Consider the following 16,104-nt stretch of genomic DNA (forward strand, 5'->3'; position numbering starts at 1 on the left):
TCTGATTTGGAAAACAAGCCGTTATGTGCTTGTTTTCCGATCTGTAAGAGTGATGTAATATGAAACAAAGTTTTCAAAAAGCAAATGGTCTTATTTGGTTAGTCTTGACAGTGATAGTGTTTATTACTGATATTATGAGCAAATTCATCATTCACCATACCTTTTATTTTGGTGAGTCGATCCGATTATTCAATTTCTTTTCGATTAGCTACGCGCGTAATACAGGAGCTGCATTTAGTATTCTTGAAGGCCAGCGGTGGTTATTGGCGGTTGTCGCGGTTGTTATCAGCCTCTTTATCATTTATATGCTGTATAAAAATGGTCGCAATAAAAAACTAGAAAATTTCTCACTGGCATTAATCCTTGGTGGTGCATTAGGTAATCTTTTTGATCGTATTTATCATGGTTTTGTTATTGATTTTCTTGATGTGAATTTTGGTACATGGCATTACCCAACATTTAATTTGGCTGACTGTGCAATATGCGTTGGTATTGCCTTCTTTATATTGTCGAGCTTTAGAACTCAAAAAGAGAAAAAATCATGAAAATCGTGTTAGCCAATCCACGTGGTTTTTGTGCTGGCGTTGATCGTGCAATCAGTATTGTTGAACGCGCGATTGAATTGTTTGGTGCGCCAATTTATGTACGGCACGAAGTGGTACATAATCGTTATGTGGTTAATCGGCTAAAAGAGTTAGGGGCAATTTTTATTGAAGAGCTGAAAGATGTGCCAGATGGTGCAACGCTTATCTTTTCGGCACATGGCGTATCTAAGGCGGTCAGAAATGAAGCCAAGGAACGTGGTTTAAAAGTCTTTGATGCAACCTGTCCGCTGGTAACAAAAGTGCATATGGAAGTTGCCAGAGCCAGTAATCGTGGTGAAGAGGTCATTTTAATTGGTCATGCTGGACATATCGAAGTAGAGGGCACGATGGGTCAATACAGTAATCCACAAGGTGGTATTTACCTTATTGAGTCGATTGATGATGTGTTTAAATTACGTGTGCATGATGAAAACTTTTTATGCTTCACAACTCAAACAACACTTTCGGTTGATGATACTGCTGAAGTGATTGACGCATTATATCAACGTTTTCCTAATATTCGTGGGCCACGTAAAAACGATATTTGCTATGCGACAACCAATCGGCAAGTTGCAGTTCGTGATCTTGCCAATAAAGCCGATGTGGTATTAGTGGTTGGTTCAAAAAACTCATCTAACTCCAATCGTCTTGCTGAATTAGCACGTCGCGAGGGAAAACCCGCTTATTTAATTGATTTTAGTTCCGATATACAAGCTAAATGGCTTGATGGGGCGAAAGTGATTGGTGTCACGGCTGGCGCATCAGCACCGGAAGTCCTTGTCAATGAAGTCGTTGAACATCTTAAAACGATGGGATGCCAGTCATTAGTTGAAATGGATGGTATTTTAGAAGATATTATTTTTGAGATTCCAAAAGCGTTGCGTATTGATATTGTGCAAGACTAGCGTGACTGTTTTAGCAGATCAAATTTAGCGATAAGCTCTTCTTGTGTTTCTTCATGCTCAGGGTCAGCAATAATCGCATTACTGATCGGGCATACACGTTGGCAAGTTGAGTGATCGTAATACCCTACACATTCAGTACATTTTGCAGGATCGATCTGATAAGTGTCAAATCCCATAGTGATTGCATCGTTAGGACATTCGGGTTCGCACATATCACAGTTGATACATTTTGATGTAATTTTTAAAGCCATAACTACTCCTGAAAATTCTTGAGCATTATACGTTGTTCTTTTTTTAGTTCAATGAGTTTGACTATAATCTTTTATTATCGAGAAGATGCATAATCCAATTTAATAAGATGTGCTGATTGGTAATGTAAATGAATTTACCATTAAATGTAAATATATGTAAAATACATTAAGTTAATGTAAGTTTAAAAAATTAAAAAATAATCAAAATATGCTTTTTAACTTATCGTTATCGATAAACCCTTTCACATCAATCCTTTGCTCGGTTTTGCTGAAAATAAAATCAAACTGTCTAAATTTTAACTCACCCTCATTATATTATTTATTTTCAAATGATTATAAAAAAAGCTTTTATATTGGAATAAACGATCAATAAGATATTTTTAATAGTATTTAACTATTATTAATTTTGCAATTGATCGATATAAACGATTTCTATTTCACCTTTTGTTCCTTGATAATTCTGAGGAATTCTGCTGGTTCAGCTGGGTAGCTATCTTGTGCTTAGTTATAAATGACAATTTTGTCATCTTAATTTCCAGTATTTATGATAATAAAATAAAGCGAATAGGAAAAACGATGAAAAGACGCAATTGGTTGCGGCATATCCCAAGTTTGGGTATAGGCGCTTGTTTTTTGTTTGGTTCAAGTGTTGTATACAGTGAACTACAGCACATGAATCATATTTCTCCTCAAATGAGTGTAATCCAAGACAATTTCAACACCGAACAAAAACTGAATCTGAGTATTTATAATCCCCGTGTTAATCTCATGGCCAATGGTCAGTTTAGCCAGCCGATGGGGTTTTATGTTTACACGAATTACCCCGATAAAATCTCCCGCTACAGCATAACGATATATCACGCCAATGATAAAGACTTACTCTCCCCCCTTAAAACCTTTGATTTCACCGACATCAGTCCGTATGAAGCGCTGCTGTGGGATGGGGAGTGTGATGAGGGAAAAACGCTGTCGATTGACAGTCAATATCAAGCGATATTAACGGTAACCGCCCGCAATGGCCGACAAGATATCACCCGAGCGGTGAGTTTTACCACGCTGGGGTATGACACGGCGCAAATGAGTGATTTTGATGCCTACCTACCTATTTCAGATCAAACAATGGTTAATTTGCTAGACGCGCAATTAAGTTCGATACCTTACTTGTCTGAACAAACCCAAAATGGGCAAGTTGTACAAATTGTTGACCTAAGTAAATTAGCTGTAATGCCTCAACAGGAACAAGATCGTTTTTGGGGACATGTTCAGGTTATGACATCCGAGCAACGTGTTTCTTTAGCCACAACTCAATCAACCAAATCAATGATGACTCCATCACAGATACCAGCGCGTTATACACCTTTTCTACGCGGCCGCTTAAAGGTGAGCAACGAAATTCCGGGTTTTGGCATTAATCAAATGGATAATCAGGGGATTGTGGCTGCGGCGACAGACCGTAAGGTGGTGCTGCAGCTCAGTGGGCTGTATGGTCTTGAGGGATTGATGCTTAATAATGAGCCACTGGTGGTCGATAGTCAGGGACGGGCGGTGCGGGAAGTGATTTTAGCGCCGGGTGAGTACACCTTTAACCTGCGCTGGACGGATGATGCGGGTACGGTGCAGACACAGACCGAGACGTTGGTGATAGAGAAGACCAATGAGGTGTTCTTTGTCGGGCTGGCGGAAGTCACGTATGCGCAGAATAATGTCAGTGGCACAGGTCAATCAATACTACAAGATGCGGACGCCCATCACTACAGCGGCAAAGGCAGCTGGGATGGCCGGGTGGCGTTCTATTTGAAAGGGAACTATGACGAGGTGCGGGTGACCGCGCATTTGGATACCACCGAGACGAAGCTGGCAGATGCCTTTGGGCGGCTGGGTGATAAAGACCCGACACGCTTTGCGCGAGAGCTTGACCCACAGGCTTACTACCCGATATACGGTGATGATTCGACGGTAGAGAATGATGTTGATACGCAGGGCAAGTTCTATGTGAAGCTTGAAAAAGGCAAAAGCTATGCACTGTGGGGCAACTTTAACACCCAGATGACGGGCACGGCGTATTCGGACTTTAACCGCAGTTTGTATGGGGCAAAGCTGTATCATGAGAGTGAGAATACCACCAAGTTTGGCGACACGAAGAGTTACCTGACGGTATTTGGCTCAACCGGTGAAACCCGCGGTAGCCACAATGAGTTCAGTTCAACGGGCGGCAGCCTTTACTATTTAAAGCACCAACGGGTGACCGAGGGCAGCTTAAAACTGTCGGTTGAGATTCGTGACCGTAACACTGGACGGGTCTTAAGCACGCAGGCGTTAAGTGAAGGCACGGATTATGAAATCGATAACTTCCAGGGTCGGGTGTTACTCAGTACGCCGTTACCGATGACCGCTAGTGTGGGCAGTGGCAGCAGCATTATTGCCGGTGGTCAGCTGCTGGGCGGGGATAATGTGTGGTTAATTGCTGAGTATGAGTACTACTCAGATGGCTTTGATATGGACGGGCAAAAAGTGTATGGCGCACGGGGTTATGGCTGGTTAAATGACCATATCCGTTTAGGGGGTAGCTATGTGCATGAAGAGCAAGCCGGCGGTGAGGCGTATGAGCTGCAAGGGCTTGATGTGACATTACGGCCACTTAAAGGCACGCACACACAGCTGGAGTATGCGATGAGTGATGCGTCAAACAGCGATATCTTTGTGTCAAGCAATGGCGGTCTGGGGTTTAGTCAGGTGACGTTATCGGGCAGCACGAAAGGGGCCGCTTGGGGTGTGCGTCAGGCGATAGATTTTAATGAGTATGTTGACGGTGATGTGCCACTGACATTTGACGGTTACTTCTCCCGTAAGCAGGCGGGATTCTCGTCGTTTTCAACGGCACGTGACAGTGACTTAACCGAGTGGGGCGGCACGCTGCGCTATGACTTTGAGCAAGATAAGAAAGGGCTATTAGTCAGTTACAGTTATGAAGAGGATAAAGGGCGTCATTTAGAGAAGATAGCGCGGGCCCAGTACTTTAGCCAGCTGACGGAAATGTTCAGCGGGGCACTTGAGCTGCAAGACCGCCGGGAGAACAACTATACCCATGCTGGTGAGACTAAAGAGCTCTTGGCGGCGGTGAAAGTGGAAGCGACGTTGTTTGATGGACGGGATAAGGCCTATGTGATACAGCAGGCGACGGTGCGTAAGTCGGGTGATATCAGTGACAACAACAAGACGACGTTAGGGTATCAGTCACAGGTGATGCCGAGCTTGAGTTTAGGGGGTGAAGTGTTTGGTTCAAACCGCGGCGCGGGCGGCGGGGTGAATGCGGTGTGGGATGTGAATGAGCGCGCAAGCCTTTACACCAAAGTGATAAATGATGTGGACTCCAATGCGGGGCGAGGCATTACCACGACAGTCGGTCAGAAGATGAAGGCAACTAGCGAGCTGGATATTTACAGTGAGAAGCAGTTCAAGTCACAAAGCACTGAGCGCAGCACATCTGATGTGTATGGGGTGAGTTATAAGCCGACATCGTCACAGACGATAGAGGCGTCTTACAGCACCGGTCAGGTCAATAGCCGTCATCAAGGTAGCACCAACTTAACGGGAGACGACGGCACGAAGCGGGATGTGTATCTGGTGGGGTATGGTTATAAAGATGAGCGTTACCAGTGGCGCAGCAAAGTGGAGTACCGCTTTGAGCGCAGTGAAAAGGAGCACATCCGTCAGTGGGTCTCAACGAACCGGGGTAAAACGATAGTCAGTGAGAACTGGAGTTGGCTGGGTCAGTTTGACATGGCCAATACACAAGGTGATACGAAGGCTGATAATGCGGTGGTGAGTGATTATCTGGAGGCGGCGGTGGGCTTTGCATACCGACCACAGTGGATTAACAACCTGAACGTATTTGGTAAGGTGACGTATGTGCGAGGGGTTGACCCCAGTGACCAGCTGATAGCCAATACCAGCAGTAGTCGCAGTGTGAGTTACCAGCAGGTGGAGTATGACCAAAAGAGTTGGGTGTGGTCACTTGAAGGAGTGTATGAGTGGAGCCAATATTGGGAGACGGCATTTAAGGCGGCACATCGTCAGGGTCACTTGCGCTATAAAGGTGAGAGTGAGTGGTTTAGTTCGGGGGCCAGCTTGTATGCAGCACGCATCAACTTTAAGTATGCGGACTTTGAATACCAAATTGAGGGGCGCACCTTGCGCACAAGCCTTGCGGATGACCATAAAGACGGGGTGGTGCTAAGTGTGTACCGCCATCTTGGTGACAATGCCAAGCTAGGGGTGGGGTATAACTTTACCGATTACAACGACAACTTAACGCACATGAACTACAACGCCCATGGCTGGTTTATTAACGTGGTGGGGAGCTTTTGATGAGCGGAATACTGACACACACTGTGCCTTTGGTGGCAGCTAGCGAGAGCGGGAAAGCAAACACAAACGCAAAAGCAAAAAAATTACGCTTATCGGGAGACGGGATAATGCGACACAATACAGATAATAAGAAAGCAGTGATGATGAAACGATGGATTAAGGGGGGTGTGAGAGCCCTGACGCTGGGACTGATGATGAGCACAAGTGCTTTAGCCGCACCACTCTCAGGTAAGGTCTTTTTGGATTATGATAATACCCAAACAAACACCAATGCACCTTTAGCAGGGTTAACCGTTGAATTACTAGATAGTTCAGGTACCTCATTAAGTACTCCAGTAATAACCACAACGTCTGTTGATGGTAGCTATACCTTTAGTACCCCTACACTAGGTAGTTTTAAAGTTAAAGCACAAACAAGTCACGATGAAAGCGAAATGATAACGGTTTCTGTGACGGGGGCCAGTGGTATTTCTGGTCAGAATGTCTTTTTAAAAGGTAAAGGTGGTGATATTCGTTTACAAATTAAAGATGCTGATTCTTCCGGTGTCAAGACTATTCCCGTTACACTTTCTGTATCAGGCTACCCTAGTATGCATCTGGCAACTGACTTATCTGGCTATATCAATATTCAAAATACACTGATGAATGTGAGTTATACAGCTAAAGTTTTACCATCAGATATTGTTGATGATATGACAAATACAAAAAAATATGCATTATGGGATGCTACGTTAGCAAATAGTAATAATCAATATATTGATGAAATTGTGTTTGCTATGTTAGGTAATGATCAATCCGGCTCATTTAATGTCCGTGAACGTAATGATTGGGGGGCTGATGGTATTGTCGCTGTCGATCAGGATGATGATGGCAGTTATTCTGCGGCAAGTGATACGGGTGCATCTGGCATGAAGGTTGAGGTTTACTATTCTGGAACAACAACCAAAGTTTTAGGATCATCGACGATTACGACCGGCGATGATGGTAAGTATAACTTTAAATATTTGCCATTAGGTAACTATGACGTAGCTGTGACGAATATTAGTAATCCTTATTTACCTGTCACACCTGCTAGTGGAAGCTTTACAGTTACATCTACCACCGGTAATCCGACCGCAATTAACTTTTTGGTTAAAGTTGATCCTAATGATACGACGCTTGCGAGTATAAGTGGTTATGTGTTTGCGTTAGCGTCTGACCAATTTCCTCAATTAGGCCCAGATAGTGGAAATACAGGTAATACTAGACCAGCTACCGCGAGCACGCGTTTTGCTACTACAGTTAACCTCTATCAATACGATGGTACAAATTGGAAGCTCTATTCAACTCAGACATCAAAATCAGCAAACGGTGCTTATGGATTTAGAGGATTAACCAAAGGTAAAGATTATAAAGTTGAAATAACCGAATCGGGTATTAATACCGCTCAATATGTATTTGTTGGTGATACTGATGGTAAATCGACTTCAACTTCTTCATCCTCATTAAGTAGCCATAAAGGAAAAGTTACTCTCAGCAATGGCAACCAAGCCAATATTGCTCCTCGAGAAATTATTATCACTGGATTAAATAGTACAAAAATAGATCAAAACTTTTGGTATTCAGGCATTGGTATATCAAAATTATATGTCACTGATTATATGTACAATGCTGATAATAATATCAACTGGGGTGGGAATAGAAATGGATTGACGGGGAGTACTGCTGCGGCTTATATGAAAGGGACATTTTATGAAGAAGATGGTATTACACCTGCTACAAAATTAGATTCTACACCGCTAATTGCTTCTTATCTTTCAGGCCCTGATGGCTATGGCTATATTGGACGAATTGATAGTGCTTCCGATCATGGAGGTATTTATTATTTTAAATTAGATGAATATGATTCTGACTATTTAACTATTGCATCGGCAAATTACTTTGTCCGTTCAGCGCTTAATGGTACATATAGCTCAAACAGTGGTTCAGGTAATATTACGTTTCGAGGTAAAACACCAAATAATGTATCGGGTTATGTTTATTTAAACAAAAGTCATCCTGGTACAACCGGTTCATATGATCCAAATATTGATAGTCCTATCAATGCTATTCGAGTTAGTTTAGCTCGTAAACAAGTGTCAACCGGTGTATGGCAAGGGATTACAACTTATGCCACGAATACCAATGGTGCATATAATTTTACTAATTTACCGGATGGTGAGTACCGTATAACCGTCAGTAATCAATTTGGTTCAATCAGTAATGTTACCGCAGATGATGTCACCTTTGAAAATAATGATCAAAACGTGACAGCTCAAACTTCAGCTGCAAACTCTTATCTTTATGTCAATTTATCGGGCGGGCAGACGATTAATAATGATACTAACTTTTGGTTAAAGCTAAAACAAAATGATTATGTTATTCGTGGCACGGTATATTTAGATACTCGATATTCCGATAAGGTTATTCAGCAAGGTCAGCCAAATAATGAGAATGACTTAACATTGTTTGACGCAACGGTTCTGCTTTGTTCGCAAGGTGATAGTAGCGATTGTACCATTGGTGGTGCTAATTATCTCAGTCATAAAACCACAACGGTCAATGGCAAATATGAATTTACGGGAACGACAGATGGTATAACGGCCGGTGTTAATTATATGGTGAAAGTGTTACGTACAGGGACAACACCCGTTACCAATAGTGCAAAAGATTTGTTTCCAACTTATATCGTGAACTTTACGGAAATCGATGTTCCGGTTACAAAGAACTTTTTAATGCAAGGAAAAGGCGTATTTAGCGGTCACCCAGTAAATGATTTTAATGGGGATCGAGCTTATGCTGGGGCAGGTACTGCCGAAAATGGAGGTGGTCGTTTCAAATTTTATTATTGGGATGGTAGTACCTATCAATATTGGGGAGCCGCCGGCCATTATTATAATAATTTTGAGTTAAGATCCTTACCTGAAGGAAAGTATAAGCTAGTACACGATGTCAATTTAAGTGGTTACCTTGATATTGCTGATTCAGATCCTTCGAGTAATGCTGGAACCATTGAATTTGAAGTCTTATCAGATGGAGCAATTGCCGACGGTTTGGGGAGTTATAACCGATTTTATTTTCAGGCTGGAGTGTTAAATGTAACTGAAGCTGTATCTGGACACATTTATTTAGATGTATCTGGAAATGGTATAAAAGATGATAAATCAATTGCATTGACCAGCAGTGAATTAAATAGCGGTATTTCTGTTGAAGGATTTTTTACACCACGTCTTTATCCAAACTATTTTATTGCTGGGACAGAGAATATCATTTTGGCCGATCCAGATTTTATTGATAGTAATGTTTCAACAAACGGTCGATTTTCTTATACTGCAGCGAATTCTACCCGTGGTGATAAATTGTATATGACAAATGCATTATTACAATTAAAGGGGTTAGATACATCAAAATTTGAATTAGTGGCTAACAGTAGCCAAAGTAAAGGTAGTTATTTACCAAGTCTAGTCACGAATAGTTTAGATTTTATTCAAGTTACATCAACATCTGGTGGGGCGCCAGATCAATATTGGTTAGTAAAACTAAAAAATAATACCAAAATTAGTGGCCAGCTGTTTTACGATATTAATGATGATGCCAACTATATCCCAGCCGATGGTGACAGTCCGGTTGGCGGTGTGAGGGTTGAATTATGGAAGGCCGGAAGTCTCTATACTTACACAACGTCAAATGACAATGGTGAATATGAGTTTAGCAATCTATTTGATAGTAATTATGATATTAAAGTGACGACAACCGGAGTACCAAGTGGTTATGAGTTAAAAAGTGCAGAGACGATTAATGGTATCAGTATTGCTAACGCGACAGCCCCAATAGTCAGTGGTATTGATTTTATTTTTAAGAAGACAGGTGATGCTTCAATTTCCGGTAATGTCATGATTGATATTAACAATAATGGTGTCGTTGATATCAATTTTAGTAAAACGGGAGATTTAGCTGTTGAGGACGTAACAATCGAACTGCATAAAAATAGTGTATCGACAATACCTTATAAAACAGTTAAAACCAATGCTAAAGGTTATTATAGTTTTAGTGGTATTGATCTTAATGCTAACTACATCGTAAAAATGGTCACACCAAGTGGTTATGGTGTGATTAAAAATGCAAATGGTGTGGCGACAGATACATTATCAGCAATTACAATTGGGGAAACGCCGATATCAGCATCAAACCAATATTTTCTTCTTGCGGGAGGGTCAAACAGTAATCCTACCGCGGGTAACACAAGCAGTAGTGCGATTAATAGTGGTATAGCCGGTCAAACATTAATTGATGATGGTGTGAATACTGCAATGGCGAATGTTTTATTAGGATTGATCGATGGTAATGGCATCGAAATTGCCCGTCAAATCAGTGATAGCAGCGGTTATTATCATTTTTATAATTTACCCAGTGATACCTATAAAATTAATGTAATCAGTTCTCCTACTGGTTATGCAATTGTCAAAAATGCCGATGGAACAACACAACCACTAGATATTTTATCTGGTATTACTTTAACCACGTCAGGTTCTAACAGTAAAAACTTTTGGTATAAGACGGCTAGTGCTGAGGGGATTCAAGGTAAAGTATATGTCGACTTTGCCGATGCCAGTATCTCAACAACTTCACTTGATAGTCATGCTCACTTAATCGGTAACAGCAATGCCGTAACGGTTGAACTTTATGATGGCATCGGGGCAACAGGTACTAAACTGATGACCACGACGACCGTCAATGGTGTATATCAATTCCCGAACTTGATATTTGGTACTGGGGTAGACTATTCAGTAAAAATTGATATGTCAAATATCACTGACTATGCGTTTAAATTAAGTAAAAGTGGTAGTGGCTCAACTAATGTAGTTATTGATGTAGCAAATCTACCATCGGCCGGCTCAACGGATAACCATTATCTGGTGAAAGGTAAACAAAAAATCACGGGTGATGTGTGGGTCGATGTTGATGGTGATTTAATTAAAGGAACAGCCGGTAATTTGTTAAATGGCGTGACAGTGAAACTGGAGTATAAAGCACCGGGCGCATCAGCTTACAGTACACTCAAGACGACCACAACAGCGAATGCATCTTCTTTAGATGGTCAATACAGCTTTACGGCGTTACCCAAAGGGACGGACTATAAAGTAACGGTAGACAATACCTCTGCGGTGTTGGCAGGAACGTCATTGATTCCATCAAGTGGTATCGGTAGTATTGCGGGCAATACCAATACGTTTGAGACAACGGGGCTATCGGCAGATGTCACCGGACAAAGTACCGCTTACAGATACAATGGCAAGGTGAGTGGTCAATTTATTGTCGATATCGACGGCAATGGAGCAAGAAGTGCGGTAGATACCCACTTTGCTGGTGTGGCGTTAACGTTAAAAGCGACCATCAATGGCGTAATGATAACCAAAACAGCGATAACGGACACTGACGGTAAATTCAGCATTGATAACTTACCGATAGGGAACTGGAGTTTAGATGTTGCGCCGACAGCCAGTCAGACGATGACGAACTGGGGCAGTTATACGTTAAGTTACAGCAAAAACAGTGCAGGAACCAAAGTGACGGGTAGTACGGCGCTGCCATTGACGATGGCGATTACGGCCAGCGATCCCACTTTTGCTAATCTTGAGGTCGCGTATAAAGGTGGGGCTAAAATCAGTGGTTATGTGGTGCTTGATGTTGACCCGACAGATGGTATCCATGCGGTAAATGGGACGGATACACCAGTGACGGGACTAACGATGACATTAAGTTCGGATACTGCGGGCTTTGTGAGTCGCACGGTAACAACGGACAGTAATGGTTACTATGAGTTTACGGATTTAAGTATTCATACGTATAAAGTCAGTGTGGATTCAACCAATCCGCAGTTAGCGGGTCATCTGATTAGTTTTGACCCGTTATCAACAGCGACGAGTACGAGTAGCAGCAGTAGTGTTAACTTAGTGGTCAGTGCTGCAAACAGTGACTTGACCACTCAAGACTTTGGTTACAAGAGTAGTGGGGGATTGAGCGGTTATATTTATCGTGATATCAGTGGTAGCGGAACACGTCATTCAGCCGTGGATGACAAGTTAGCGGGTGTGAAGATTAAAGCGACACAAGGGAGTGTGGTGCGTTACTCTAACCTGACAACGGCAAACGGTGAATACACGATAGAGAACTTAGCGGCGGGGCTATGGACCGTTGAGATAGACACACTGCCGTCATCGGACTATTCATACAGTTATATTGCAGATACGTTTGGGACAACCGCAACGGTTGTCACTAATGGCGCAGAGGTGGATATATTACCAACAGCTATAACCCGAGCCGTCAAAGGGGCAACGGTCAGTTTTGGTGTGAAAGCGAATGCGATAATCTCAGGTAAAGTGGTGATAGACGTTGATGACCAGGACCCACTGCCACCGGCAGCGGCGGATGTGATGGCAGGGGATATTGCGATTGATGCGAGCGGTTTCTTCCCGACTTATGTCGTGAGTTTATATAACGGCAGTACCTTACTGAAAACAACCAAGGTTGTTGGTGGGAATTATGAGTTTGCTAACTTAACGAATAATGTGGCGTATACCGTTGAAGTGACTCAGCCAAGTAGCAATTACATCAACAGCTTTACGTTGACCAGTAGCAGTAGCGGTGTGACGGCGGGCGTGCCGGTGAGTACGACGGCGAAGATGTCGCAGACCTATACGTTATCGGCGCTTAGCACACAGGCACAAAACAGCCACTTTGCGTGGAAAGGTGCTGGTGGCGTGAGTGGTAATGTGTTCTGGGATAAAAACGATGATGGTGTGTATACCAATACTATCGACAGTGATGTGGGTTCGGCGGTGACGGTGACACTGAGTCATGTCAGCGGGTCGGTGCCAAATATCACGCGCACCATCGCCAGTGGTTCAACGGCTTACAGTGCCACGGGGTTATTACCGGGCAGTTGGACGGTTGCAACTAGCGGGGTACCAACGACATTTAAGGCGAGTTTTGACCCGGATGATGTGTATAGTGCCAGCAGTCTGGCGACGACGGCGAATACGGCAGTGATTACGGTGAGCGGTAGCACGTTAACCAATCAGCACTTTGGTTATATCAAAGGGGGTGCGCTGGTGGGTGAGTTGAAGAACGATGCCAGTGCGAGTGGTTTATACAACAGTGGTGATGCGGGGGTAAACCCGGTGGAAGTGTCACTGCTTGATACCACAAACGGGGCGATACTCGATACGGTAGGCAACCCAATTACGGTCAACACGAATAGTCATGGTGAGTTTAGTTTCCGTAACTTAGACCCGACGATGGATTACCATGTTCAGGTCTTGTTTGGTAGTGCGGCATTAGCGGTATCACCGACGCATCCGTTAGGGGAGATGGACCCGAGTTATGACTCTCAGGCGGGGACGATTAGTTTAATCCCACCGGTATCAAGTACGGTGGATGTGGTTAATGAAACCCATACGATTTTAGCAGCGATAAGTACGGCGGCGAACAATGAAATCACGCTAGGTAATTTATACTTTGGTTACCGGTCGGCGGGTGGAGACTTAACCATTCACAAAAAGGCGCTAAAAGACAATGTGGTGGTGGGTGATATTGTGCCGTATACCATTACGATTGAAAACAACAAAGCGACGACGGCGTTTAATGTGATGATTAAGGACTTAATCCCGGCGGGCTTTAAATATGTGAAAGGGTCAGCGCGTCTTGACGGGCAAAAGATAGCGGAGCCGACAGGTGGACGTCCAGTGTTCTTTGGTCCGATGGACATTGGTGGTCAGGGTGCGGGCAGTGCGTTCCCAACCAAACGCACGTTAACCTATATGTTAGTTGTGGGTGCGGGTGTGACGCAAGGTGAGTATAAAAACGTGGCGGTGGCGATAGACCGCAGCGGTAAGGATGCCTCGAATACGTCACAGGCGACGGTGACGGTAACCAGTGACCCGTTATTTGATAATGCGCTGATTTTTGGCACGGTGTATGTGGACAGGAATGGTAATGGGATTCAAGACGAAGGCGAAGAAGGCCTTGCTGGGGTGAAATTAGTGACAGTCCGCAGTGAAATTATCACCACGGATGCGTTTGGTCGATATCACTTAGCGGGCGTGAACGGCGGTCGTTGGGAGCGCGGCACAAACTTTGTATTAAAACTCGATCCGAAAAGTTTACCGAAAGGGTATAAAGTGATTGGGCGTAATCCGATTGTGGTGAGATTATCACCTGGTTTACCAAGTAAAATTGATTTTAAAATTAGTGAAGATAAATAGTGAGTCTTATCGCCAAACACGCTTTTTTCGGTGTTTGGTGATTGAACTGATGATTTGATCAATTCGTTTTTAGTCGTAATGAATTAAGGGAGGAAAGGCAAACAACATAGTAACAATTTTATTTCTTAAGTTATTTACTTTTGCCCGGTGTCCCCGGGCTTTTTTATATTTTTACTACCGATATTTATAATCGATATAAACGATCGATTGTTTTGCAATTAATAGATTATGAAAATCATATGTCTTTTATTGATCGTTACAAACGATTTTCAATGATAACCGTCTTCATTAATAATCTAATCCATATCATTTATCACTTTTGCGGTTTTTTTTATTGAAAAGCATGCGAGTTAAGTGCTGAAAATGATCCCAGTTATTAAATAAAATTATTTTTTTTGTCATATATAACATAGGGGGGAGAGTCGGACTGGAAAAAACGTGTAGTAACTTTTTTATTTCTTATTTCATTCACTTTTGTCTGACATTATTGTCGGGCCTTTTTAGTTCTTCCCCTTTTTTGCTGATAGTTTTTTCTCTGCAAAAGCTAAAAATATAATACCACTAATGATGAGCAATGCACCTAAACAACGTGTTAGCGTCAATTGTTCATTAAAAATGAACATTGAAATCAGCATGACGGTCACAATTTGTAAACGTGAAGCCGCAAATGCTGGCCCCACAGGCGCTTTTTTCAATAAAACCATCCATGTAAAAAATGCACCCATATAGCTCAGGGTGGTGATATATATCCATTTATTTGATAAAATTCGCATGACCCACTCTATCGAATAATCCAGTGGCAGGGCATTAATCGCAGAAAACTTAAAACCTGTTTGGCCAAGCGTATCAAATAGGAGTAAGAAAGCAAATCCGATAAGATAAAATCGTTTCATCATCCAACCCCGACTAAAACAACACCTGCGGTGATTAAACCAACACCAATAATACGATAAGGTGTGAGTTGCTCTTTAAATAGCAGCCGACCAACAAGCATAACACTGATAATATTTGCTGAACCCAATAAAATAGCTTGAGATAGTGGTAGTAACGTTAAAAATGCGATCCAAAATAAAAAACCGATGCCATAAGAGAGTACACCAATCCAAAGCCAATAGTTATTTAACAAATCTAACCAAAAATACCAATTTTTACGATTTTTAGGGGAGATAGCGGCGTATTTAAATGCAATTTGGCCAACCGTATCACAACAAATACTGCATAACCATAAGCAAAAAATAGTCACCGTCATAAGCTCATTAGTCAGCTAACACTTGGCAGGATGTACAAAGTCCATGTATCTCAATGATACTGTGTTTAACATCAAATTGGTTCTTGTTTGCCAATTGTTGTAAATTATGTTCAATATCATGACTATGTTTTTCTAAAATTTGTTTGCAGTTATCACAAATAAATAAAATCGAAATATGATTGGGATGACTAAAATGCGGACAAATAATATAACTATTTGAAGACTCAACTTTATGAATAAATCCTTGTTCTAACAAAAATTCTAAGGCCCGATAAATCGTGGGTGGTTTAGCTTGAGGTTCTTCTAATTTTAGTAAATCAAGCAGATCATAAGCGCTCATGGTTCTTTCTGCGCGTAACATAATCTCTAGCACAATTTTTCGTTGATTAGTTAATTTAACGTTACGCTTCTTACAAACGGCTTCAATATCATTTAGGATTGTTAAATGATGATGTTGACTCATTG

General features: G+C 42.2%; 8 protein-coding genes. 4 read left to right on the top strand and 4 right to left on the bottom strand.

What is annotated here, in order from left to right; all coding sequences use genetic code 11:
- Positions 1–59 precede the first annotated feature (59 nt).
- Complete coding sequence (gene lspA / locus ABEA36_RS00835) at positions 60–545, top strand: signal peptidase II (RefSeq protein WP_345487745.1); 486 nt, start codon at positions 60–62, stop codon at positions 543–545.
- On the top strand, positions 542–1,489 hold the full coding sequence (gene ispH, locus ABEA36_RS00840) for a 4-hydroxy-3-methylbut-2-enyl diphosphate reductase (RefSeq protein ID WP_345487747.1): 948 nt from the start codon (positions 542–544) through the stop codon (positions 1,487–1,489). Before lspA ends, ispH begins: the two co-directional genes overlap by 4 nt.
- On the opposite strand, the gene ABEA36_RS00845 is transcribed toward ispH, so the two are convergent.
- On the bottom strand, positions 1,486–1,740 hold the full coding sequence (locus ABEA36_RS00845) for a YfhL family 4Fe-4S dicluster ferredoxin (protein ID WP_345487749.1): 255 nt from the start codon (positions 1,738–1,740) through the stop codon (positions 1,486–1,488). The two genes, ispH and ABEA36_RS00845, sit on opposite strands and share 4 nt — an antisense overlap.
- A gap of 576 nt (positions 1,741–2,316) precedes the next feature.
- On the opposite strand from ABEA36_RS00845, the gene ABEA36_RS00850 reads away from it, so the two are divergent.
- A complete protein-coding gene (locus ABEA36_RS00850) occupies positions 2,317–6,108 on the top strand; it encodes a hypothetical protein (RefSeq protein WP_345487751.1) in 3,792 nt (1,263 codons plus the stop codon).
- Positions 6,108–14,390, top strand: coding sequence for an SdrD B-like domain-containing protein (locus tag ABEA36_RS00855; protein WP_345487753.1), 8,283 nt, complete (start codon positions 6,108–6,110; stop codon positions 14,388–14,390). The genes ABEA36_RS00850 and ABEA36_RS00855 overlap by 1 nt, the downstream gene beginning before the upstream one ends.
- 500 nt (positions 14,391–14,890) lie before the next feature.
- Here ABEA36_RS00855 and ABEA36_RS00860 read toward each other — a convergent pair whose 3' ends face one another.
- The 3 genes from ABEA36_RS00860 to zur are packed head-to-tail and all read right to left on the bottom strand — an operon-like array spanning position 14,891 to position 16,102.
- The gene (locus ABEA36_RS00860; protein ID WP_345487755.1) at positions 14,891–15,283 is read right to left on the bottom strand and encodes a DMT family transporter; all 393 of its coding nucleotides are present in this window, start codon (positions 15,281–15,283) and stop codon (positions 14,891–14,893) included.
- Positions 15,283–15,639, bottom strand: coding sequence for a DMT family transporter (locus ABEA36_RS00865; RefSeq protein ID WP_345487757.1), 357 nt, complete (start codon positions 15,637–15,639; stop codon positions 15,283–15,285). Before ABEA36_RS00865 ends, ABEA36_RS00860 begins: the two co-directional genes overlap by 1 nt.
- Positions 15,640–15,646: 7 nt before the next feature.
- Positions 15,647–16,102: a zinc uptake transcriptional repressor Zur gene (zur, locus tag ABEA36_RS00870; protein ID WP_345487759.1), complete on the bottom strand. Its 456-nt coding sequence runs from the start codon at positions 16,100–16,102 to the stop codon at positions 15,647–15,649.
- Positions 16,103–16,104: the final 2 nt, after the last annotated feature.

It is taken from the genome of Orbus sasakiae (genome assembly GCF_039542345.1).
Taxonomy (GTDB): domain Bacteria; phylum Pseudomonadota; class Gammaproteobacteria; order Enterobacterales; family Orbaceae; genus Orbus; species Orbus sasakiae.